General features: G+C 74.6%; 19 protein-coding genes and 1 pseudogene. 6 read left to right on the forward strand and 14 right to left on the reverse strand.

The features are described from left to right. Nucleotides 1-61 precede the first annotated feature (61 nt). The 7 genes from ACFWMZ_RS26735 to ACFWMZ_RS26765 all read right to left on the reverse strand — a co-directional run bounded on the left by ACFWMZ_RS26735 (nt 62) and on the right by ACFWMZ_RS26765 (nt 11541). A complete protein-coding gene (locus ACFWMZ_RS26735) occupies nt 62-1606 on the reverse strand; it encodes a CitMHS family transporter (RefSeq protein ID WP_383183429.1) in 1545 nt (514 codons plus the stop codon). Between the two features lie 963 nt (nt 1607-2569). After that, nucleotides 2570-3556, reverse strand: coding sequence for a hypothetical protein (locus ACFWMZ_RS26740; protein WP_383183427.1), 987 nt, complete (start codon nt 3554-3556; stop codon nt 2570-2572). 132 nt (nt 3557-3688) lie between these two features. After that, nucleotides 3689-5023, reverse strand: coding sequence for a deoxyguanosinetriphosphate triphosphohydrolase (locus tag ACFWMZ_RS26745; RefSeq protein ID WP_383183425.1), 1335 nt, complete (start codon nt 5021-5023; stop codon nt 3689-3691). Nucleotides 5024-5565: 542 nt separating this feature from the next. Then, entirely contained in the window at nt 5566-6549 is a 984-nt protein-coding gene (gene nrfD / locus ACFWMZ_RS26750; RefSeq protein ID WP_383204685.1) for an NrfD/PsrC family molybdoenzyme membrane anchor subunit, read from the reverse strand. A 7-nt stretch (nt 6550-6556) separates the two neighbouring features. Then, a complete protein-coding gene (locus ACFWMZ_RS26755; RefSeq protein ID WP_383204688.1) occupies nt 6557-7510 on the reverse strand; it encodes a 4Fe-4S dicluster domain-containing protein in 954 nt (317 codons plus the stop codon). After that, a complete protein-coding gene (fdh, locus tag ACFWMZ_RS26760) occupies nt 7507-10797 on the reverse strand; it encodes a formate dehydrogenase (RefSeq protein WP_383183419.1) in 3291 nt (1096 codons plus the stop codon). The genes ACFWMZ_RS26755 and fdh overlap by 4 nt, the downstream gene beginning before the upstream one ends. A gap of 63 nt (nt 10798-10860) precedes the next feature. Beyond that, nucleotides 10861-11541 carry an HAD family hydrolase gene (locus tag ACFWMZ_RS26765; RefSeq protein WP_383183417.1) on the reverse strand — a complete coding sequence of 227 codons (681 nt, stop codon included), beginning with the start codon at nt 11539-11541 and terminating at the stop codon, nt 10861-10863. A 369-nt stretch (nt 11542-11910) separates the two neighbouring features. On the opposite strand from ACFWMZ_RS26765, the gene ACFWMZ_RS26770 reads away from it, so the two are divergent. The 5 genes from ACFWMZ_RS26770 (at nt 11911) to ACFWMZ_RS26790 (ending at nt 15199) form a co-directional block, all read left to right on the forward strand. Beyond that, a complete protein-coding gene (locus ACFWMZ_RS26770; protein ID WP_383183415.1) occupies nt 11911-12879 on the forward strand; it encodes an LLM class F420-dependent oxidoreductase in 969 nt (322 codons plus the stop codon). 127 nt (nt 12880-13006) lie between these two features. Beyond that, nucleotides 13007-13954, forward strand: coding sequence for a non-homologous end-joining DNA ligase (ligD, locus tag ACFWMZ_RS26775; protein ID WP_383204691.1), 948 nt, complete (start codon nt 13007-13009; stop codon nt 13952-13954). Next, nucleotides 13951-14520, forward strand: a complete 570-nt coding sequence (locus ACFWMZ_RS26780) for a hypothetical protein (protein WP_383204702.1) — start codon at nt 13951-13953, stop codon at nt 14518-14520. Before ligD ends, ACFWMZ_RS26780 begins: the two co-directional genes overlap by 4 nt. Then, on the forward strand, nt 14517-14897 hold the full coding sequence (locus ACFWMZ_RS26785) for a hypothetical protein (protein ID WP_383204694.1): 381 nt from the start codon (nt 14517-14519) through the stop codon (nt 14895-14897). Before ACFWMZ_RS26780 ends, ACFWMZ_RS26785 begins: the two co-directional genes overlap by 4 nt. A gap of 92 nt (nt 14898-14989) precedes the next feature. Then, nucleotides 14990-15199 carry a Rho termination factor N-terminal domain-containing protein gene (locus ACFWMZ_RS26790; protein WP_383204705.1) on the forward strand — a complete coding sequence of 70 codons (210 nt, stop codon included), beginning with the start codon at nt 14990-14992 and terminating at the stop codon, nt 15197-15199. Nucleotides 15200-15201: 2 nt separating this feature from the next. Here ACFWMZ_RS26790 and ACFWMZ_RS26795 read toward each other — a convergent pair. The 6 genes and pseudogenes from ACFWMZ_RS26795 to ACFWMZ_RS26820 form a co-directional block, all read right to left on the reverse strand. After that, nucleotides 15202-16194: pseudogene (locus tag ACFWMZ_RS26795) on the reverse strand (NAD-dependent epimerase/dehydratase family protein); the annotation flags it as partial. Then, nucleotides 16191-16667, reverse strand: coding sequence for a hypothetical protein (locus tag ACFWMZ_RS26800; RefSeq protein ID WP_383204696.1), 477 nt, complete (start codon nt 16665-16667; stop codon nt 16191-16193). The pseudogene ACFWMZ_RS26795 and the gene ACFWMZ_RS26800, both read right to left, overlap by 4 nt. A gap of 161 nt (nt 16668-16828) precedes the next feature. Continuing rightward, complete coding sequence (locus tag ACFWMZ_RS26805) at nt 16829-17713, reverse strand: SDR family oxidoreductase (RefSeq protein ID WP_383183405.1); 885 nt, start codon at nt 17711-17713, stop codon at nt 16829-16831. A gap of 41 nt (nt 17714-17754) precedes the next feature. Further along, nucleotides 17755-18795: an iron-containing redox enzyme family protein gene (locus ACFWMZ_RS26810; protein WP_383183403.1), complete on the reverse strand. Its 1041-nt coding sequence runs from the start codon at nt 18793-18795 to the stop codon at nt 17755-17757. Beyond that, nucleotides 18792-19004, reverse strand: coding sequence for a CDGSH iron-sulfur domain-containing protein (locus ACFWMZ_RS26815; RefSeq protein WP_383183439.1), 213 nt, complete (start codon nt 19002-19004; stop codon nt 18792-18794). Before ACFWMZ_RS26815 ends, ACFWMZ_RS26810 begins: the two co-directional genes overlap by 4 nt. 13 nt (nt 19005-19017) lie before the next feature. Then, nucleotides 19018-19692 (reverse strand): HemK2/MTQ2 family protein methyltransferase, encoded by a 675-nt coding sequence (locus ACFWMZ_RS26820; RefSeq protein WP_383183401.1) that lies wholly within the window; start codon nt 19690-19692, stop codon nt 19018-19020. A gap of 336 nt (nt 19693-20028) precedes the next feature. Between ACFWMZ_RS26820 and ACFWMZ_RS26825 the strand changes: the two genes are divergently transcribed. Next, nucleotides 20029-20412, forward strand: a complete 384-nt coding sequence (locus ACFWMZ_RS26825) for a DUF6479 family protein (RefSeq protein ID WP_383183399.1) — start codon at nt 20029-20031, stop codon at nt 20410-20412. A 91-nt stretch (nt 20413-20503) separates the two neighbouring features. Here ACFWMZ_RS26825 and ACFWMZ_RS26830 read toward each other — a convergent pair whose 3' ends face one another. Beyond that, nucleotides 20504-21295, reverse strand: coding sequence for a VOC family protein (locus ACFWMZ_RS26830; protein ID WP_383204699.1), 792 nt, complete (start codon nt 21293-21295; stop codon nt 20504-20506). Nucleotides 21296-21525 lie beyond the last annotated feature (230 nt).

The raw sequence follows: 21525 nt of genomic DNA on the forward strand, positions 1-21525 counted from the left end.
ACCGGTCCACCAGCTGGACCGGGGCGCGCCGTCGTGAGCGGGACGGGAAGGGCGGGCGCCGTCAGGCGATGCCGAGGAGCAGGGCGGCCGCGAGGATCACCAGGGAGACCAGCACGGCCCACTTGACCGTGGTGCGGGTGTGGTCGCCGAACTCGACCTTCGCCATGCCGACCAGCACGTACACGGCCGGGACCAGCGGGCTGGACATGTGGAGCGGCTGGGCGATGAGCGAGGCGCGGGCGATCTCCAGCGGGGAGACGCCGTGCTGGGCACCGGCCTCGGCGAGGATCGGCACGATCCCGAAGTAGAACCCGTCGTTGGACATGAAGTACGTGAACGGGATGCTCAGCAGTCCTGTGATGAGCGCCATGTGCGGGCCGAGGCCGTCCGGGATGGCGTTGACCAGCGTCTTCGCCATCTCGTCCACCATGCCGGTGCCGGTCAGCACGCCGGTGAAGACGGCGGCGGCGAAGACCATGCCGGCGACGTTGAGGACGTTCTCCGAGTGGGCGGCGATCCGCTCCCGCTGCTGCTTCATGTGCGGGAAGTTGACGGTGAGGGCCAGGGCCGCGCCGAACATGAAGATGACCGGGATCGGCAGCAGCTGCGCGACCAGGGTGACCAGGACGGCCAGCGTCAGCAGGGCGTTGAACCAGAAGAGCTTCGGGCGGAGCGTGGGACGGTTCGGGTCGAGGGTGCCCCAGTCGCCGCCCTCGGAGGCGTCGGTGCCGGCCGTGGCGTCGCCTGCCTCGGCCCCGGTGCCGGGTTTCGCCAGGTCGGGGGTGGCCGGGCCGCCGGTGGAGGAGCCCGTTCCGGCGGCGGCCCCGCCGGCCGTACGGACGGTGGTCCCCGCGGCGGAGCCGGTGCGGGCGCCCACGCCCGCGCCCACGGTCACCGGGGTGCGGTCGCGCTCGTCCGTCTCCTCGGTGACCGTGCTGTCGGTCGCCTCGTCGGTCGCCTCGTCGGCCGCCGGGCCGGTCTCGGTGAGCAGCCCCAGGCGGCGGCGTTCGCGCAGCCCCAGGATCCAGGCGAGGGTGAAGACGGCGAGCAGGCCGATGGCGAGCGCGGGCACCATCGGGACGAAGATCTCGCCCGCGTCCAGCTTCAGCGCGGTGGCGGCGCGGGCGGTGGGGCCGCCCCACGGGACGGTGTTCATCACGCCGTTGGCGGTGGCGGTGACCATGGTCATCGTCAGCACGCTCATCTTCAGCCGCAGGTAGAGCGGGAGCATCGCGGAGACGGTGATCATGAACGTGGTCGAGCCGTCGCCGTCCAGCGAGACGATCGCCGCGAGCACCGCCGTGCCCAGCACGACGCGGGCGGGGTCGGCCTTGCAGAAGCGCAGGATGCCCCGGACGATCGGGTCGAACAGGCCGACGTCGATCATCACGCCGAAGAAGATGATGGCGAACATCAGCATGGCCGCGGTGGGCGCCAGCTCGCCGATCCCTTCCAGCACGTACTCACCCAGGTGGGCACCCTGTCCCGCGATCACGCAGAAGAGGGCCGGGATGAGGATGAGCGACGTCATCGGGGACATCTTCTTCATCATGATCAGCGTCAGGAATGTCGCGATCATGACGAATCCGAGGACCGTCAGCAGCATAGATCTTCCACCTTCGTCCAGCTCGTGACCACAGCTCCGTGGCCGGTCGAAAGTACGAGCGGCGCTCCGGCGGACACAAGGAGTCAACGCGTGAGCAATACGCGCGAAACCTTTCCGTCGCTTTCCCGTCGTCCCGGTGGCGCCCGGGACCTGCGTCAGGGGGGGGGTGATCTGCGGTGACGGGCGGTGGGGTGGGGGAACGAGATGTCAGGGCGCCGCGCGCCCGCGGCCTCGCCCCCGGTTACGGTCGGTGCCGTGGCCGACTCGGGGCGACCCCCGCGTCCCTTGTCGGTGATCGCGGCCGATCGGCGCAACGAGCTGCTCGTCCTCTGGGAAGGCGCCCCTCGGCGACCGGGCCCGAGCGGCGGCACCGTGACCGGGCGCCTCCTGGCCGCCCGCACCCCAGGCTCGGCGAGGGCGGCGCCGACCGCGCCTCGTCGAGGCGGGGCGCGTCCGGGCGGACCGGCGCGGCGGCGGGCGAGGGCGGGCGCTGATGGAGCCGGTCCGTGCCGGGGTGCGGGTGCACGCGGAGCCGTGAGGGTGCGGGTGCACGCGGAGCCGTGAGGGTGCGGGGTGGACCTGCCGTTGGCGTCGGCCGATGGCTGACGGCGCGTCGGCCGGAGATGGGCGGGTCGTCCGGCGGGCTTGCCCGGCGGTGCGCTTGACGGCATGCCTAGCGGGCCGTTGACGCGGTTCGCGGGGCTGAGTCGGCCGGCCTCAAGCGCCGGCCGGGCTGGCGTTCTGGGCTGAGGCTGCCCTCAAGAGCCGGCCCCGGGAGCGGCCCGCGACGACGGGCCGATCGCGTCAGGCCGACGGCGTCTGCGGCAGGCGGCGGCGTACGCCGTGGATGTCCGTGCTGTGGTGCCGGGGCGGGGCCGGGGCCTCTCCGTCGTGGCGGGGCGCCTCAGCCGACAGCCAGTCGCCCTCCACCCGGGAGGCGGTCTCGATCTCCGGGGCGGACCTTCAGGGCGGCTCCTCCCGCTCGTGCCTGCGGGCCGACGGCTTGCTCCTGTGCGCGGCCCGCCCGGCCCTGCTCCCGCCTTCGTGCGCCGAACCTCTCCTCGCGGTCCGCCCGGAGGAGGCTCGCGAGCCCTTGCCGGAGGCCTCGCCCGAGGCCTTGCCCGCCGTCTTCCGTGCCCTCCGCCCGGCCGACCCGGCGGCCTCGGAAGCGGCGCCACCCGTCTCGGAAGCGGCGTCGCCCGCGTCCTCGACCGCCTCGCCGGCGCTTCCCCCGACCTCCTCCGCCGCCTTCCCCGCGCCTTCGCCGACTCCCCCGACGGCCTTGCGCGCCCCCTTGCCCGCTTCCTCGACCGCTCCTCCGGCGCCCTCTCCCAGCTCGCCGACCGCCTTCCCGGCGCCGCTGCCCACGCTCTCCGCCGTCGAGCCGAGGCCGGAGGTGATGTGCTCCAGGATCTGGGGATTCCGGTCGATGGTGGAGAGCACCCTGCCGAGGATCGCGGCGACGTTGTCGAGCCGTACCTTGAGCAGCGCCTGCGCGTCCACGCCCTTGATGTCGAGCTCCACACCCGAGAGCGACACGTCGGCGCCGACGTTGAGCTTGAGGAGGTCCAGCACCTCGGCCTGGAGGGAGACCTTGGCCCGCAGGTCCTCCACCTGCAGAGTGATCTCGTCGACATGGAGCTGAGGTACGTCGAGGTGCACGTCCGGTTCGTCGGAGGCGCCGGCAGGCGGCGAGGGGGCGGCCTCGGTCAGCTCACCTTCGAGAGGCTCCTCGTCGTCCTCGCCCTCACCCTCGTCCTCTTCTTCGCCGTACGCCTCGCCGTCCTCGCCCTCACCCTCGGGCTCGTCCTCCTCCCACTCCCCGTCCTCGGGCTCGTCGGCTTCCGCCTCGTCCTCGTCGCCCTCTTCCGGCTCGTCGCCGTCGAAGGCGGACTCCTCGGGCTCCTCCTCCCGGGCCGCCTCGTCGTCCGCGTACGCGTGCTCCCTCATGCCGCCCCTCCGTACCTCTACGGTCAAACCGGTACTTTTCACCCTAGGGGAGGTATGCGTGTCCTGCGCTCGGAGGGGTGTGGCCCTCCGGCGCCTGGGAGGCCAGGACGGGCGCGAGCGCCGGGGCCACAGCTAGCAGCGGCTGCCCGGCTCTGTCAGGTCGGCGTGGAGGGAACGGGCGGAGGCGTCGGTCAGGGAGGCGATCTGGTCGATGACGACGCGCTTGCGCGCCCGGTCGTCCGCCGCCGCATCGAAGAGCGCCCGGAACTGGGGGTCGAGTCCGAACGGGGCTCGCGTCAGCAGCGCCTGGGCCAGCTCGGCGATGACGACGCGCTGCTCGGCCCGGAGCACCTCCTGCTCCGCGCGCTGCATCACGTACCGGTCGGCCAGCGCCTTCAGCACCGCGCACTCCAGCCGCGCCTCGCGCGGGACGACCAGCTCCGCGGCGTACCGCACCGGTGAGGCGCCGCGACCCGCGCCGGTGGGCGGGCCGAGGACGTACGAGGCGCGGGTGGCGGCCTCGGCGGCCAGGCAGAAGCGGCCGATGAGCTGGCTGGTGGCGTCCTTCAGCCGGGCCTGGGCGGCGGCGGTGCCGTCGTACCCGTGCGGCCACCACTCCTGGTCCATGAGGCGGTCCAGCGCGGCCGTCAGCTCGGCCGGGTCCGTCCCGGCGGGGGCGTACCGCTCCAGGGCGAGGTGGGCGATGTCGCGGCGCTCGGGGTCGGCGTGGAGGAGGTTGGGGTCGATGTGCCCGGCGTGCAGGCCGTCCTCCAGGTCGTGCACGGAGTACGCCACGTCGTCGGACCAGTCCATGATCTGGGCCTCGAAGCAGGTCCGCCCGGCCGGGGCCTGGTCGCGGAGCCAGGTGAAGACGGGCAGGTCCTCCTCGTAGACCCCGAACTTGGGCGAGGCCGGGTCGGCGGGGTGGCCGCCGCGGGGCCACGGGTACTTGGTGGCGGCGTCCAGGGAGGCGCGGGTGAGGTTGAGCCCGACGCTGGTCTGCTCGCCGGTGCGCGGGTCGGTGCGGAACCGCTTGGGCTCGATGCGGGTGAGCAGGCGCAGCGACTGGGCGTTGCCCTCGAAGCCGCCGCAGTCCCCGGCGATCTCGCTGAGCGCCTGCTCGCCGTTGTGGCCGAAGGGCGGGTGGCCCAGGTCGTGCGAGAGGCAGGCGGTCTCCACGAGATCCGGGTCGCAGCCGAGGGCGGCGGAGAGGTCGCGGCCCACCTGGGCGCACTCCAGGGAATGGGTCAGGCGGGTGCGGGGCGCGGCGTCCCACACCCGGCTGCGGGTGCCCGGGGTCACCACCTGCGTCTTGCCCGCGAGGCGGCGCAGGGCGGACGAGTGCAGCACGCGGGCCCGGTCCCGCTGGTAGGCGGTGCGGCCGGGGCGCTTGTCCGGCTCCGGGTCCCACCGCTCCACGGCGGTGACCGCCGACTCGACCGGGTGGGGATGCTCTGCTGCCGTCATGCCCTCGACCGTAGTCGCCCCGAGTGACAATCGGCCGCGCCCCGTCACTCCCGGCCGGGTCGCGCGGCCCCGGCGCCCGCTGGGACGCGGCGGATCGGCGAGCGGTGACGGGGCGTCACCGGGCTGGTGTGCGCGGTCTGTCGTGGCAGGTCGTGGGTGGGAACCGGCACGGGCCGGGTGGCGTTGGAAAGGACGAGGGTTCACGGAGAGTGAAGCGCGGAGCAGGGGATCGCCGGTGGAGAGACCGGTGACGGCCGGTCGTGCGACGGCCGGCCGGGGACGTGAGGGGTGACGACGGCGTGGGGGAAGAGACGCGGGACGGTGCGCGGGGCCGGTGGTCCGGAGCGCGGGCGGCCGCGCGGGGCCGGGCGGGGCGCGGCGTGCTGCGGGCTCGTCGGTCGGCGGCCCGCGCCGTGGCCGGCCGGACCCGGTCTTCCTCGGCGATCGGGAGCAGGGGGTGGCGCGGGCGCTGGAGTCGGCCCGCTGACCCCGGACCCGGGCCGGCACGGCCGCCCCCGCTCCACGGCGTCCGCGAGTCCACGTCAGCGCTGCGCCGCCGAGGCCTCCGCCTCCCGGGTGAGCCGTTCGCGCTGCGGCCGGATCGTGTACAGCGGGTCCTCGGCCGAGGCGACCCCGGAGTGGAAGACGGCGAAGCGGGTGCAGGCCGAGGCGGCGAGCAGGGCGAGGCCGGTCAGTGCCGCGACGGGCCGGCGCCGGACGGCGGGCGTGGCGGCCAGTACCGCCCCGGTCGCGTGGAGCGCCTCGGCCGCCCTGAAGAAGCGGCCCGCCCGGCCGGTGCGGTGGGTCTCGGCGGTCGGCCCCAGCCGCCGGCGCATCGCCCGCAGCGCCACCAGCTCGCCCGCGGCGGCCAGTACGGCGGCCGAGCGGGCCGGACCGGCCTCCCTCGGCGGCGCCACCGCCAGGGCCATGCCGGAGGCGGCGGCCGTGGCCGAGGCGGCGAAGACGTAGGGGAGTTCGCGGTGGCCCTCGTGCCACGCGGGGACGGCGGTGTCGGCGGCCAGCACGGCGGTGTAGGTGGCGACCACCGGCCCCAGCGCCGCCGCGCCCCAGGTGGCGGCCGTCCCCACCCGCGGCAGCAGCCCCGTCACCGCCGAGGCGGCCGAGACGCCGGCGGCCGGGCCGTAGGCGGCGAGCAGCCAGGAGCCCATGTTCATCGGCGAGGTGGGCTTGAAGACCCGCAGCATGTTGGCGAACCGGCCCGGGCGGCCGAGATCGTGGATGAGGGCGGCGGTGGAGAGGGAGATGGCCCCCAGCGAGGAGACCTTGAGGGCGGTCGCGGTACGGGGGCGCCCGGTGGCCTGGCACCCGGCGGCGAAGACGGAGCCGGCTCCGGCGAGGCCGCCGAGGAAGAAGTAGCCCGCGATGTCGGTGGCCCGCCAGGACGGCGGCTTGAGCACCGGCCGGTCGTAGTAGGTGGCGAACTCGGCGGGCTCCACCATCAGTTCTTCGCCGCGTCGGCGCTTGCCCTGCCTGCCGCCCCGGCGGCGGTCCTTCTCGCGGGTCATACGGGGCTCACTTTCCGGTCGTCCAAGGCGTGCGGAGGGCAGAGAGGGCGAAGGAGGCGGCGGTCCCGGCGAGGAGGGCGAGGCCGGCTCCCGCGGCGTGCGCCCACATCCGGCCGAGATCCTTGGTGGTCACCTCCGGGTCGGGCGGCAGGCCGTAGACCTCCGGGTCGTCGAGAAGGAGGAAGAAGGCGCCCGCGCCGCCCACCCCGTCCTGCGGGTCCTCGCCGTAGAGGCGGGCCTCGGGGACGCCGGCGCCGTGGAGCTCGTCCACCCGCCGGGCGGCGCGTTCACGGAGTTCGTCCAGCGGGCCGAACTGGATCGACTGGGTCGGGCAGGCCTTGGCGCACGCCGGCTCCTGCCCGGCGCCGAGCCGGTCGTAGCAGAGGGTGCACTTGAAGACGCGGCCGTCCTCGGGGCGCTGCTCGATGACGCCGTAGGGGCAGGCGGGTACGCAGTAGCCGCAGCCGTTGCAGACGTCCTCCTGGACGACGACGGTGCCGAACTCCGTGCGGAAGAGCGCGCCGGTGGGGCAGACGTCCAGGCAGGCGGCGTGGGTGCAGTGCTTGCAGACGTCGGAGGACATCAGCCACCGGACGCCCTCGCCGTCGGCGCTGCCGGAGGCCGGCGCCTGGGGGCCGCCCGCGTCGGCGAGCGGCAGCAGCGCGCGGCCGTCGGGCGAGGGCGGGGAGGCCGGCTCGACCCGTGTGGTCTGCTCGATGAAGGCGACGTGCCGCCAGGTGGAGGCGCCGAGCGCGCCGGTGTTGTCGTACGACATGCCGCTGAGCGTCAGGCCGTCCTCCGGGACGGCGTTCCACTCCCAGGCCACTTCGCACGCCTTGCAGCCGATGCAGACCGAGGTGTCGGTGAAGAAGCCGACGCGCGGCGGCGGGTCCTCGTGGCCGGAGTCGGCCGCCGGGTCGGGTTCGGGGCCGCTGAGCAGGTCCCGGATGTCGTGGATCACGTCGCCTCCTGGACGTCCTCGGTGCCGGTGGTCTCGGTGATGCCTGCCCGGCGCCGGTAGTCGGCGAGCAGGCGGGGCAGTGCCGGGCCCCGCGGCCGGCGGCCGGGACGGATGTCCGCGGTCAGCGCCTTGTCACCCTGGATGTGCGCGTCGGCGTCCAGGACGATGGCCATCAGTTCGTTGGTGGCGTCGCCGGTCACCAGTCCGTTCGGGCCCCAGTGGAAGGGCATGCCGATCTGGTGGACCGTGCGCCCGTGCACCGTCAGCGGCTTGGCCCGCTCGGTGACCAGTACCCGGGCCTCCACGGCGCCCCGGGCGGTGACGACCGTGGCCCACCCGGTGTGCTCCAGCCCCGCCTCGGCCGCCAGTTGCGGGGAGACCTCGCAGAACAGCTCCGGCTGGAGCTCGGAGAGGTACGGCGACCAGCGGCTCATGCCGCCCGCCGTGAAGTGCTCGGTGAGCCGGTGGGTGGTGAGGATGTGCGGGTAGACCGAGGCGCCCGGCTGGTCGCCCGAGGGGTGGTAGCGGTTGCCCTCGCGGGGGTACAGCTGGCGGACGGGGGAGCGGGGCCGGTCGGGGTGGAGGGCGTTGGGGAAGGGCGAGTCCTGCGGCTCGTAGTGGGTGGGCATCGGCCCGTCGAGGAGCCCGGCCGGCGCGTACAGCCACCCCTTTCCGTCGGCCTGCATGATGAACGGGTCGTCACCGCGCAGGGCCGCCGCGCCGGTCGCGCCCTCCGGGGGCACGTGGTCCGGCGGCAGGTCGGCGATGAAGTCGGGCACGTCGTGCCCTGTCCACCTGCCCTCCTCCGGGTCCCACCAGACGTACGCCTTGGCCGCGCTCCACGGCGTGCCGTCGGGTGCGGCGGAGGCGCGGTTGTACAGCACGCGTCGGTTGGCGGGCCAGGCCCAGGCCCACTCCAGGGCGGTCCACTCCTGCTCGGTGTGCGGTTTGCGGCGGGCCGCCTGGTTGACGCCGTCGGCGTAGACGCCGCAGTAGATCCAGCAACCGCAGTCGGTCGAGCCGTCGTCGCGCAGCTCCGTGTACGCGCTGAGCGGCGCGCCGTCGGGGCCGTGCCCGTTGATCTCGGCGAGGACGGCGGCGGCGACGGGTTCGTCCAGGGGGCCTTCGACCGGGTAGTCCCACGTCAGGTCGAGGACGGCGCGGTCGCGGCGGTCGGTCGAGCCGGCCAGTTTCTCCTTGATGCGACGGCCCAGGTGGTAGGTGAACCAGAGGTCGCTGCGGGCGTCACCGTCCGGTTCCACGGCCGCGTGGTGCCACTGCACCCAGCGGTTGGTGTTGGTGAACGACCCGGACTTCTCGGTGTGGGCGGCGGCGGGGAGGAAGAAGACCTCGGTGCCGATCTCCTCGGTGCGCAGCTCGCCGGTCTCGATCTCGGGGCCGTCCTGCCACCAGGTGGCCGACTCGATGAGGGAGAAGTCCCGGACCACCAGCCAGTCGAGATTGGCCATGCCCAGCCGCTGGAGGTGGGTGTTGGCCGAGCCGACCGCCGGGTTCTCCCCCATCAGGAAGTACCCCTTGCAGATGCCGTCGAGCTGGTTCATGACGGTGTCGTAGGTGCTGTGCGAGCCGGTGAGCCGGGGGATGTGCCCGAAGCAGAAGTCGTTGTCGGCGGTGGCCGCGTCGCCGTAGTACGCCTTCAGCAGGCTGACGAAGTAGGCCCGCATCTCGCCCCAGAAGCCCTTCTCGGTGCGGCTCGCCTCGATGAAGGCGTCCAGGTTCTCGTGGTGGTGGGCGTGCGGCATCGGCAGGTAGCCGGGGAGGAGGTTGTAGAGGGTGGGGATGTCGCTGGAACCCTGGATGGACGCGTGGCCACGGAGCGCCTGGATGCCGCCGCCCGGACGGCCGATGTTCCCGAGCAGGAGCTGGAGCACGCTGGCCGCCCGGATGTACTGCGAACCGACGGTGTGCTGGGTCCAGCCGACCGCGTAGGCGAAGGCGCTGGTGCGGTCCGGGCCGGAGTTGGCGGTGAGGGTGTCGCAGACCTCCTGGAAGGTGGCCTGGGGGATGCCGCAGACCTTCTCGACGAAGGCCGGCGTGTAGCGCGCGTAGTGGCGTTTGAGGAGTTGGTAGACGCACCGGGGGTGCCGGAGCGTGGCGTCGCGGGCGCTGCCGGGCGGGGCGGGGGCGCCGCCCGCGCCCTGCATCTCGGCGCCGCCGCCGGAGGGGTCGGGCCCGTGGTCGCCGCCGAGTCGGTTCTTGCCGATCCGCGCCTGGTAGCGCTGGTCGGCGTCGCCCGCGGGTGCCTGGACGCCGGCTCCCTCGTACTGCCAGCTGTCGGCGTTGTAGCGCCGGGTCTCGGGGTCGTAGCCCGAGAAGAGACCGTCGAGGTCCTCGGTGTCCTGGAACTCCTCGCGCACGATCGAGGCGGCGTTGGTGTAGGCGAGGACGTACTCCCGGAAGTCCTTCTCCTCGGTGAGGATGTGGTTGACGATGCCGCCGAGGAAGGCGATGTCGGTGCCCGCGCGGATCGGCACGTGCACGTCGGCGAGGGCGGTGGTGCGGGTGAAGCGCGGGTCGACGTGGATGATCCGGGCGCCGCGTGCCTTCGCCTCCATCACCCACTGGAAGCCGACCGGGTGGGCCTCGGCGAAGTTGGAGCCCTCGATCATGATGCAGTCGGCGTGCTGGAGGTCCTGGAGGAAGGTGGTGGCCCCGCCGCGGCCGAAGGAGGTGCCCAGCCCGGCCACGGTCGAGCTGTGGCAGACCCGCGCCTGGTTCTCCACCTGGACGACGCCGAGCCCGGTCAGCAGCTTCTTGATGAGGTAGTTCTCCTCGTTGTCGAGGGTGGCGCCGCCCAGGCTGGCGATGCCCATGGTGCGGTTGACCTGGTAGTCGTCCTCCTTCCACTGCCAGGTCTCCCGGCGGGTCCCGACCACCCGGTCCGCGATCATGTCCATCGCCGTGTCGAGGTCGAGCGGCTCCCACCCGGTGCCGTACGGCCGCCGGTACAGCACCTGGTGGCGGCGGGCGTCGCCGGTGGTGAGCTGGAGCGTCGCCGAACCCTTGGGGCAGAGCCGGCCCCGGCTGACCGGTGAGTCGGGGTCGCCCTCGATCTGCACGACCCGGTCGTCCTTGACGTAGAGCTGCTGGCCGCAGCCGACGGCGCAGTAGGGGCAGATGGACTTGACCACCCGGTCGGCGGTGTCGGTGCGGGGCCGCAGGGCCCGAGTGCCCGGGGAGGTCGCCGCCGCCCCTCTGCCGAGGCGGTCCCCGCCCGTCAGCTGGCGCAGCACCGGCCAGTCGGTCAGCCGTCGGCGTGGGCTCATGTGCGACTTCTCCCTGCGGTAGGGGCTCCTCCCGGCGCGCGCCGGGTCCTGCGGTGGGGCGGGTCAGCCCGCCAGCGGGCTCGTGTCGAGGTGGGCGAGGAGGTCGGCCGGGGTGTCGTAGACCGCGATGGCACCCGCCTCCTTGAGTTCGGCGGCGCTCACCCCGCCGGAGAGCAGCGTCGTGCAGTCGACGCCGGCCCGGGCGGCCGAGACCACGTCCCAGACCGAGTCGCCGACGAAGTGGGCGCGGCCCGGCGGCACCCGGGCGGCCTCCAGTGCCGCTTCGACCAGGTCGGGGGCGGGCTTCCCGGACTCCACCTCGTCGCTGTCGGTGGTGGCGAGAATGGCGTCGTCGGCGTCGATGGCACGGAGCATCGCCTTCAGGTCGCCGCCGTGGGCGGAGGTGGCGAGGACGACCCGCCAGCCGCGCCGGGCCAGGGCACGCAGCAGGTCGGCGGCGCCGGGCACCGGCCGGAGCCGGTCGTGCCAGGTGGCGAAGAGCGTGGCGTGGGCGTCGCTGATCGCGGCGGTGTGCTCCTCGGAGTGGCCGGGGCCGATCAGGCGCTCGATGAGGTGGCCGCCGGACATGCCGATGAGCCGGTGGATGTCACGGGTCGCCACCTTGTGTCCGGCCTGCCGGAACGCCTCCCACCAGGCGACGGTGTGGAAGTAGTTGGAATCGACCAGGGTGCCGTCGACATCGATGATGGCGGCGCGGGCCTGCTCGGGGGGCGGTGTGGTCACGGCGGGCACCTCGCGGGGGGAAGGCGGGACACGGTCACGACTGTGGTTCCGCCTGCCCGGCGACCGTACCGAGAACCGGACGGAGACGGAACGGAACGATTCGTCCCCCCTTTGCGAGCGTAGGCCCGGCCGGGGGAGCCCGGCATCTGGAGCGGGCGATGCCGGGGAGGTCCGGAAGGGCCGGACAAGGTGTTCGGCGTCGCCGCCCGGTCAGGCGCACCCGAGCCCGACAGCACTCGCGCCGACCCGTCCGGCGCCCTGCCGATCGAACGCCCGCCCCACGGATGCCCGACCGTTCGCCGGGCATCCGTGGGGCGGGGAACCCTTTGCGGGGGGTTTCATTCTCAGCCGATCGGCAAAGCACCTCTTATGGTGCAAATCGGATATACGATGATGACCGAGCAGGCAGGCCCCCGGCAGCTCGTCCGGGACGTGGTGAAGGCCGAGGAGGCCGGCTTCGACTTCTCCGTCACCTCCGACCACTACGCCCCCTGGCTCGCCGAACAGGGCCACGCCCCCTACGCCTGGAGCGTCCTCGGCGCCGCCGCGCAAGCGACCTCCCGTATCCCGCTGATGTCGTACGTGACCTGTCCGACGACCCGGTACCACCCGGCGGTCGTCGCCCAGAAGGCCGCCACCCTCCAGCTCCTCTCCGAGGGCCGCTTCCGGCTCGGCCTCGGCTCCGGCGAGAAGCTCAACGAGCACGTGGTGGGCGGCGGCTGGCCCGGGATCGCGGAACGGCAGGCCAAGTTCGACGAGGCCGTCCGGATCATCCGGTCCCTGCTCGACGGCGACACGCTCACCCACCACGGCGAGTACTACGACGTCGACGCCGCCAAGCTCTGGGACCTGCCCGACCAGCCGCCCCCGATCGGCATCGCCGTCTCCGGCGAGGCCTCCTGCGAGCTGGCGGGCGAGCTGGCCGACCTGGTCATCGCCACCGAGGCCAAGTCCGGTCTCCTCGAGGCGTTCGACCGGCACGGCGGCAGCGGCAAGCCCCGCGTCGGCCAGCTCCCCATCTGCTGGGACCCCGACCGCCAGGCGGCGGTGAGCCGCGCCCACGCCCAGTTCCGCTGGTTCGGCGGCGGTTGGAAGGTCAACAGCGAGCTGCCCACCCCCGCCGCCTTCGCCGGGGCCACCCAGTTCGTCCGCGAGGAGGACGTCGCCGCCTCCATCCCCTGCGGCGACGACGTCGGGGAGTTCGTGGAGGCCATCCGGGCGTACAAGGACGCCGGGTTCACCGAGATCGCCGTGGTCCAGGTCGGCGGCGACTCGCAGAGCGGCTTCCTCGACTGGGCCGGCTCCACCCTGCTCCCGGCCCTCCGCAGTCAACTGTGAGCCTGGAGCGTCCAGGTACGGACACGCCGGGGCGCCTCCCCGGCGTCGCCCCCGCTCCGGCCGGGCAGGCGGGGGCCGAGAGACGGAAACGGCATCCGGCCGTCTCCGGTCGGCGTCAGGAGGCGGCATGAGTGGCGGCAAGGGATCGAAGGGCGACTCCGAACAGCTCCGCGTCGGGCGGCGCACCCTCACCGTCCACCGGCCCGACAAGGTGCTCTATCCGGGTGACGGCCTGACCAAGGACGACGTCGTCGGTTACTACCGGGCGATCGCCCCGCACATGGTCCCCCAGCTGCGCGACCGCCCCCTCATGCTGGAGCGTGACCCCGAAGGCGTCGGCGAGCAGCCCCACTTCATGCAGAAGAACGCGGGCGCCCACTACCCGGAGTGGGTGCGCCGCGCGCCGATGGGCAAGGAGGGCGGCGGCACCGTCGACCACCCCGTCTGCGACGACGCCGCCACCCTCGTCTACCTCGCCGACCAGGCCACGCTCACCTTCCACCGCTGGCTCTCCACCGTCGACACGCCCCGCCACCCCGACCTGCTCGTCCTCGACCTCGACCCGCCCGGCGACGACTTCGCCGCCGTCCGCGAGGCGGCCCTGCGCTTCCGCGAGTTGCTCGGTGAGGTGGAGCTGGAGCCGCTGCTGATGAGTACCGGCTCGCGCGGCCTGCACCTCGTCGTCCGGCTCGACGGCCGCGCCGACCACGACACCGTCCGCGCCTTCGCCCAGGACGCCGCCGACCTGCTCGCCGCCCGCCACCCCGACCGGCTCACCACCGCCGTCCGCAAGGACCGCCGCGGCGACCGGCTCTTCCTCGACTCCGGCCGCAACGCCTACGCCCAGACCGCCGTCGCCCCCTGGTCGCCCCGCTCCCGCCCCGGCGCCCCCGTCGCCGCGCCCCTCGCCTGGGAGCAGCTCGACGACCCCGGCCTGGACGCCCGTTCGTTCTCGCTCCGTGACCCGGACGGCGTACACGAGCAAGCCGCTTCCCGGCCCTGGGCGCGGCCGCCGCGGCCGCGCGGGATCGCCGCTGCCGCGCGGCGGCTGGAGAAGCTGCGCCGGAGCGCCTGAAACGCGCGCACGGTCCCGCGCTCTCTCGGGGGGCGGCCCGTGTTGCGGGGTTTTACGGCCCGGGGGACGGTTACGCGAGTGGGAGTCCCCGGCCTCACCACCCACACCCGACCGCAGGAGACACACGGCATGGCGGAGAACCAGTCCCCGGACGCCAAGCAGCGCCAGCGTGCCGAGGCCTACGCCCCGGACCCGGCCGGCGGGCCGCTCACCACCGACCAGGGTGTGGTCGTCGAGCACACCGACGACTCACTGACGGACCCGACGGCGACGCGGCCCGCCGCTTCGTCCGCAACGCCTACCGCCACGGCAAGGCCGTCGCCGCCTACGGCGCCGCCACCGCGCTGCTGACCCGGCTGCTCCCCGACGGGCTGCGGGTGAGCGCCCCCGACGGCGAGGTCACCGCCGACCGGGGCGTGGTCAGTGCGGGGAGCGCGGACTCGCCCTTCACCGAGGAGCTCGTGAAGGCCGTCGCCGCCCACCGCTTCCCCGACCGCCCACCCCCCCCGGGCCTGAGCGGCCCCACGACCACCCGAGCCCGACCACCGAAAGGAAGGCCCACGTGAGCCCCTCCGACAACGGGACCCAGGTCCTCGTCGTCCTGACGGGCGCCGACGCCCACGACGCCCGCATCGTCTTCGACGCCCTGGGGACGGCCTTCGCGCCCGCCGGGCCCGACGAGGGCCGGGCCGCCGCCGAGGACGACAAGGCCGGGGCCTCGCTGCTGCGCTCCGCCCTCTACGAGACCGCGGAGCAGATCGGCCACCCGAAGGCGGCCGCCCCGCTGCGCACCGCCGTCAACCTCACCCTCCAGGGTGACTACGGCGCGGTCGACGCGGTCAGCGAGGTGCTCAGCGAGGCCTTCCGCCTGGAGAACCTCGGTGAGGCACCCGGCGACCAGGAGAAGGAAGTCGAGATGCGGCTCCACCCGCACCAGAGCTGACCGCCGGCCGACCCGGCCGGCCAGACCGGCAACCGAGAGGCGAGGTACCGATGCCCAGGGCACAGATCAAGGACGAGAAGACCTACCAGGCGATGCGCCGCGAGGGCGAGAGCAAGGAGAAGGCCGCCCGTGTCGCCAACAGCCGCGCGGGCGGGGGCTCCCCGGGACACAAGGGCGGCAAGTCCGGCACGTACGAGGACCGCTCCAAGCAGGACCTGTACGAGCAGGCCAAGCAGGTCGGCATCGAGGGCCGCTCCCGGATGTCGAAGAGCCAGCTCATCGACGCCCTGCGCCACCACTGACGCCGCACGCCGCGCAGGAAGGCGCCGAGCGCCTCGGTCGCGCTGTGCCGGGGCTCCCAGCCCAGCTCCGTGCGGGCCCGCGCGGAGTCCAGCAGCGGCAGCCGCAGCACCGCGTCGAAGAGCCCCGGCGAGGCCCCCAGCGCCCGCAGTCGCCACCCGGCCGCCAGCGCCGCCCGGGGCAGCGCCGGGGGCAGCTCCACCGACCGGCTCCCCAGCAGCTCGGCGAGGACCCGCCCGTCGATCACCGGGTCGGCGGCGAGGTTGAAGGGACCGCGCACCTCCTGGACGACGGCGCGCGCGAAGGCGTCGGCCGCGTCGTCGGTGCGCAGCGCCTGGAACCGCAGCCCCCGCACCCCCGGAACCACCGGCAGCAGATCGGGCCGGACCAGGCGGCCCGGCAGCAGCCGGTGGCCGAAGATCCGCAACTGCTCCCCGGCCGCGCTCTCCTTGAACATGAAGGCCGGGCGCATCCGCACCACCCGCATCTCGGGGTGGTCCCGCTCGAAGGTGTCGAGGACCCGCTCCAGATACGCCTTCTCGCGCGTGTAGGCCGCGCCCGGCCAGCCGTGCGTCGGCCAGGACTCGTCGACACGGGAGTCGTCGGCCGGGCCGGGCGCGTAGGCGCCGACCGAGGAGGCGTGCACCAGGGCGGGCACCCCGACCGCGGCGGCGGCCTCGAACACCCGCAGCGAGCCGAGGACGTTGGCCTCCCAGGTGACGGCCGCGTCGCGGGTCGGCTGGAACCGCCAGGCCAGGTGGACGACGGCGTCCGCGCCCTCGAAGAGCCGCAGCAGCCGCTCCGGCGCCTCGGGCGCGGTCAGGTCGGCGGCGGCCCATTCGACGCCCGGGTAGGAGAGCCGGGGCGTGCGCCGGGCGAGGCCCAGCGCCGAGACGACCTGGGGGTTTTCGGCGAGGCGGCGCATCACGCTGGTGCCGACGTTGCCGGTGGCCCCGGTGACGACCACTCGCAGAGGTTTCGGGGTGCTGCTGGTCATGGGGACTCCTCCTGCCGTGCGGCGGGACCGGCCGGGGCGGGGGTGTCCCGGCCGGGGGTGTGCTGGTGGGGGAGGCGGGGGGCGCTGTCCTCGGCCAGCGCCCGTAGCAGGCGCTGCGTGGCGGCGGTGAGTTCGCCGACCGCCGGGGTGGCCGCGTCGTACTGCTGGGAGAGGACGCGGAGCATCCGGCGCTGGGCGTCCCCCGCCGACAGCTCGGCGCGCGCGGCGCGTACCCGGCGTTCGGCGGAGGCAGGCCCGGCGGGGGAGAAGGTGAGGGCGGCCAGGCTGGCGAAGCCGTGCAGGAAGTCGGCGAGCGGCTCCCGCACCTGGCGGGGCAACGGGGCGAAGCCCGGCCGGTCCTCGGCCGCCTCCGCGAGCACCGCGGTGGATCCGTACCGCCTCAGCGCCCTCGGCGCGTCCCACCACCAGGCCGTCACCGCCCAGGCGAGGAACGCGGCCAGCGCCGCCTTCAACGCCTGCGTGGCCGCGTCCCGTTCGGGCCCGTGAGTGCGCAGCGCGCGGCCGGCGGAGCGGCGGGCGGCCGCGGCCTCCCACCGCGACCACCGGGCGCCGGCGGTCAGGAACCGCGTGACACGCCCCGGCCGCCGCGCTCCCGGCGTCGTCCGGGCGGCCACTAAAGCGGCTGCCCGCCTGTCACGTTCATGATCTCGCCGGTGATGTAGCTCGCCTGGTCCGAGGCGAGGAAGACGTAGGCCGGGGCGAGTTCGGCGGGCTGGGCGGCACGGCCCAGCGGCGACTGGGCGCCGAACTCCTCGGTGCTCGGCAGGGTGGCGGGGATCAGCGGGGTCCAGACCGGACCCGGCGCCACCGCGTTGACCCGGATGCCGTCGTCGGCGAGCATCTGCGCCAGCCCGTGCGTGAAGGTGGTGATGGCGCCCTTGGTCATCGCGTAGTCGAGCAGGTGCGGGGAGGGCTGGAACCCCTGCACCGACGTGGTGTTGATGATGGAGGAGCCCGGCCGCAGGTGCGGGCGGGCCTCGCGGCAGAGCCAGAACATCGCGTACAGGTTGGTCCGCACCACCCGGTCGAACTGCTCGGTGGTGATCGCCTCGATCCCCTCGGGCTGGGACATCTGGTAGGCCGCGTTGTTCACCAGCAGGTCCAGGCCGCCGAGTTCGGCGACGGTCCGGGCGACCAGCTCGCGGCAGACCTCTTCGTCGCGGATGTCGCAGGGCACCGCGATGCCGGTGCGCCCGGCCTCGGTGATGTGGCGCAGGGTGACGCCGGCCTCGTCCCGCTCCTCGGGCAGGTGGGCGAAGACGATGTCCGCCCCCTCCCGGGCGAAGGCGAGCGCCACGGCCCGCCCGATCCCGGAGTCCCCGCCGGTCAGCAGCACCCGCCGGTCCCGCAGCAGCCCGCTGCCCCGGTAGCTCTCCTCGCCGTGGTCCGGCTCGGGGTCCATGTGCTCGGTGCTGCCGGGGTGCTGCTGGCTCTGCTCGGGCTGGGGCGGGCGCGGACGGTTCTCGGAAGGGTCCTGGGTGCCTCGGGGGTCGGTCATGACGGTGCTCCTTTCGCTGGTGACGGTGGGTCGGACAGCTGTCAGGCCGGCTGTGTCGCGGCCTCGGCGAGGTGGCCCGGCCGCAGGGCGCTGCGCCCCTGGGTCCAGGCGTCGAGCAGCAGGGCGCCGAGCCGGTCCTCCACCAGGGAGGTGGCGGCGACGCCGAAGGCCACGTCGGCGTCGAGCTCCGGTTCGTCGGCGAGCAGCCCCGCCACCACGTCGCGGCGCACCACCTGCTCGTGGACGGCGTCCGCCTCGACGTGCTCCTCGTAGAAGCGGACCGCCGCCGGACCGGCCCCGGCCCGGCGCAGCGCGTCCGCCAGCCGCCGGGAGCCGGGGGAGGAGGTCACCTCGACGGCGGCGAAGTGGCCGACCAGCGCCCCACGCAGCGCCCGGTGCAGGCCGAAGAGCGACATGAGGTTGACGGTGGCGAGCGCGGCCGCCGGGGTCGCGTCCAGGTAGTGGCCGTACGCCGGGTCGAGGCCGAGTTCGGCCATCAGCTCGGCGTAGAGGCGGGCGTGCACGTCCTCGGCGCGCCCCGCCCCGAACTCGTCGTACTCCACCGCGACCAGCCCGGCCTTGGCCCGGCCGTGCAGCCGGGGGATCATCCAGGCGTGCGGGTCGGCCTCCTTGAGGTGGTAGAGGGAGCGCAGCGCCGCGTACTCGCGCAGTTCGGGCAGCCGGTGGGTGCGGCGCAGGTGGTGGCTGACGCTGCCCGGTTGCGGTCCCGCGGGCTCCACCAGCAGGGCGTCCAGGGCCGCCGCGGCACTGGCCGGACGCTCGGCGTCGGCGCGCAGGGCGAGCAGGAAGGGCTGTTCCAGGGTGGTGCGCAGGGCCAGCAGTTCGGGGTCCCACTCGCGGCTGTCGTCGGCCGGGGCGCCCGCGAACCCCTGGTAGTGGAGCTCGTACAGGACGTACAGGGCGAGCTGGAGGTCGTCGCCGTACGGGTCGGCAGTGGCCTCGGCGCCGCCGGTGACGGGGGAGCCGCCGGAGCGCAGCGCCTCCACCACCCCCGCGGACACGGGGCCGCGCGGCTCGGGGAGCCGGGGCCGGGTGAGCCGGGAGTCGGCGGGCGTGGTCATCGGGGTTCCTCCTCGGGAGGGTTCGGGGTGTCCGGGGTCTTCGGGGCGCGTACCCGGTGGCTGGTGTCGCACCACGGGTAGCGGGCGCTGCGCCGGCAGGTGCAGACGGCGACGGTCGGGCGGTGCGAGAAGTGGGTGGCACCGTCCTCGGTGACCACCTCGACGGGCCCGTCCACCAGCACCGGCCCGCCGTCGCGGTCCAGGCGCACCCGGGTGGGGCGGTCAGGCGTGGACGGCACGGACGATCACCAGTTCCTCCCAGGGGCTGCCGTCGGCGAGCCCCTGTCGCATCAGCCACTCCCGGCGGGCGGAGAGCACCGGCCCGTACGGGATGCGGACCCGGTCGCGGACCTCGGCGCGCATCCCGGCGCCGGCAAGGCGGCGCAGGGTGGCCTCGGTGCCGCAGAGCGCGGAGTGGACCAGCAGCAGGACGCCGCCGGGGCGCAGCGCGGCCGGGGCGTCGGCGCAGATCCGGTCGAGCAGGGCGCGCCCGTCGGGTCCGGCGTCCCAGGCGCGGGCCGGGCCGGAGGCGGGCGGCGTCTCCTCGGGCGCGGGCACGTAGGGCGGGTTGCTGACCACCAGGTCGAAGGTGCGGCCGGAGACGGGCGCCGTCAGGTCGCCGCGGTGGACGCGCAGCCGGCAGCCGGCCCGGGCCGCGTTGATCCGGGTGGTGAGGACGGCGGTCCAGGAGATGTCGACGGCGGTGACGCGGGCCCCGGTGCGGGCCGCGTGCAGGGCCACCGCGCCGGAGCCGGTCCCGAGGTCGAGGACCTCGGTGCCGGGGCCGGGCTGCTCGGCGGTGACGGCCCGCGTCAGCAGGGCTGTGTCGTGCTGCGGCGCGTAGACCCCGGCCGGGGCGAACACCGGGGAGCGCGGGGGAGCGGGGGCACTGGTCATCGGGCGACTCCGTCCTGGTCGGGGCAGCGGCGGGCGCGGCCGGACCTCCTGTCCACTTTCCGGCTGATCGGCGGGCTCCACCACTTGGGGTAGGGATACGGGTACCCCTGAAGATCGCGTCCATCGCCTTCGTCGTCCGTTCTCTCCCCGGACCGGATGGGCAGGAATGACTGGCTCCGCAGCGGTCAGACGGAGGGCGAGGGACCTTTCACGGGGCGCTCGCGAAATCCCGGGCGTAACGTGGAGAACAAGACATGTCGGGCGGCGGTCCTGGCTGGGCGGACAGCCCAGGGGCCGCTGGCACCGACTCACCGCCCAGCGGCAGGAGGCGCGCAGATGTACGCAATGACCGAGGCCCAGGTCGTACGAGCGGCCGAGTCGGCGGGAGCGTCAGGATGGGTGCTCGGCATCGTGCTCGTCGTCGTCGCCGCGGCAGTGGTGGGCATGCTCATCTGGGTGGTCCGCAAAGGCATCCGGCAGCGCGCGACGGACCCGGAGCCGCCCAGCCCCGAGTCGCAGCCGCACCGGCCCGACCGCCCCACCCACGAGGAGGCCTACCGCGAGGACGACGAGGGCGAGTTCCCCACCGACGGCGGCCGGCTCCTTCCCCATGAGCTGAAGGATGTCAGCAGCCACCGGACCCAGCCGCCCGAGGGCGGCCGTCCCAAGCACACGCCGGGCCACAGCGGCGGCTTCGGCAGCGGCGGCGCCGGAGGCTGAGCCGCGCTCCCGCCGCTCCGGCACGGCCCACCGCCCGAAGGCCGGGCCCCTGTCCCAGGGGCCCGGCCTTCGGGGTGCGCGGCGCCCGCGCTCAGGTCATCGGCGGCGTCTCGCCCGCGGTGGTGCCGGCGTCGATGACGGAGAAGGCCGCCCCCTGCTGGTCGGAGACGGCGGCGAACCGTCCGAAGGGCGTGGTCACCGGCCCGTGGTGGACCTGCCCGCCCAGGCGTACCGCCGTCTCGACCGCCGTGTCGCAGTCGGGCACGGAGAAGTAGACGTTGACGTAGGAGGGAACCTCCGGCGGGAAGTCGTCGGTCATCGCCATCCGGCCCAGCACCGGGCGGCCCGCCGCGCTCCACACCCGGAAGTCCGTCCCCGGGTCCTCCATCACGCCGACCTCGTAGCCGAAGAGCTCCGGGAAGAACCCGTCGGTCGCCGCCGGATCGCGGGTGTTGACCTCCGCCCAGGCGTACGCGCCCGGCGCCTCGGTCAGCCCGAAGCCCGGGTGGCCGCCCGGCTGCCAGAGCCCGAAGGCCACCCCCGCGGGGTCCCGCAGCGAGGAGGTGGTGCCGAAGCCGCCGACGTCCTCGGGCCCCATCACCACCGTGCCGCCCAGCCCCTCCACCCGCCCGGTCGCGGCGGCCGCGTCCGAGGTGGCCAGGTAGAGGTTCCACAGGGCGGGAACGTCGGCGCCGGGCATGACGGGCATGACCGCGGCGACGGGCTCGCCGTCCATCAGCGCCATCGTGTAGCCGCCGTACTCCTCGGCGTGCTCTTCGTCGAAGGTCCAGCCGAGGACCTGGCCGTAGAAGCCGCGCGCGGCGGCCACGTCGGGGAACATGGCGTCGGCCCAGCAGGGCGCGCCTTCGGGGAACGGACTCACGGGGGAGCCTCCACAGGGGCGGGAAGGGATGAGCCGGCGGCCGGGCGGCCGCCGAACGGGCCGGGCGGGCGTGGTGCCCGGGCCCGGCCCGTGGGTGAGGGGGAGGGGCGGGGGGGCGGGCGGGGCCCCCGCCCCGCGCCCCGCCCGCCCCCCCCCGGCCCCCGCCGCCCCCCCCCCGCCCCCCGCGCCGGCCGCGGGTTGGGCCCGCCGCAACACGGTCGGCGCCACAC

Origin of the sequence: Streptomyces sp. NPDC058373, assembly GCF_042723275.1 — a bacterium.
GTDB lineage: Bacteria > Actinomycetota > Actinomycetes > Streptomycetales > Streptomycetaceae > Streptomyces.

Excerpts from the sequence above, each read along its gene's own strand:
- fdh (WP_383183419.1), bottom strand. The coding sequence starts at position 10,797 with ATGAGCCCACGCCGACGGCTGACCGACTGGCCGGTGCTGCGCCAGCTG.
- ligD (WP_383204691.1), top strand. The coding sequence starts at position 13,007 with ATGAGTGGCGGCAAGGGATCGAAGGGCGACTCCGAACAGCTCCGCGTC.
- ACFWMZ_RS26825 (WP_383183399.1), top strand. The coding sequence starts at position 20,029 with ATGTACGCAATGACCGAGGCCCAGGTCGTACGAGCGGCCGAGTCGGCG.
- ACFWMZ_RS26770 (WP_383183415.1), top strand. The coding sequence starts at position 11,911 with ATGGTGCAAATCGGATATACGATGATGACCGAGCAGGCAGGCCCCCGG.
- nrfD (WP_383204685.1), bottom strand. The coding sequence starts at position 6,549 with ATGACCCGCGAGAAGGACCGCCGCCGGGGCGGCAGGCAGGGCAAGCGC.
- ACFWMZ_RS26810 (WP_383183403.1), bottom strand. The coding sequence starts at position 18,795 with ATGACCACGCCCGCCGACTCCCGGCTCACCCGGCCCCGGCTCCCCGAG.
- ACFWMZ_RS26790 (WP_383204705.1), top strand. The coding sequence starts at position 14,990 with ATGCGCCGCGAGGGCGAGAGCAAGGAGAAGGCCGCCCGTGTCGCCAAC.
- ACFWMZ_RS26805 (WP_383183405.1), bottom strand. The coding sequence starts at position 17,713 with ATGACCGACCCCCGAGGCACCCAGGACCCTTCCGAGAACCGTCCGCGC.
- ACFWMZ_RS26820 (WP_383183401.1), bottom strand. The coding sequence starts at position 19,692 with ATGACCAGTGCCCCCGCTCCCCCGCGCTCCCCGGTGTTCGCCCCGGCC.
- ACFWMZ_RS26740 (WP_383183427.1), bottom strand. The coding sequence starts at position 3,556 with ATGAGGGAGCACGCGTACGCGGACGACGAGGCGGCCCGGGAGGAGGAG.
- ACFWMZ_RS26745 (WP_383183425.1), bottom strand. The coding sequence starts at position 5,023 with ATGACGGCAGCAGAGCATCCCCACCCGGTCGAGTCGGCGGTCACCGCC.
- ACFWMZ_RS26735 (WP_383183429.1), bottom strand. The coding sequence starts at position 1,606 with ATGCTGCTGACGGTCCTCGGATTCGTCATGATCGCGACATTCCTGACG.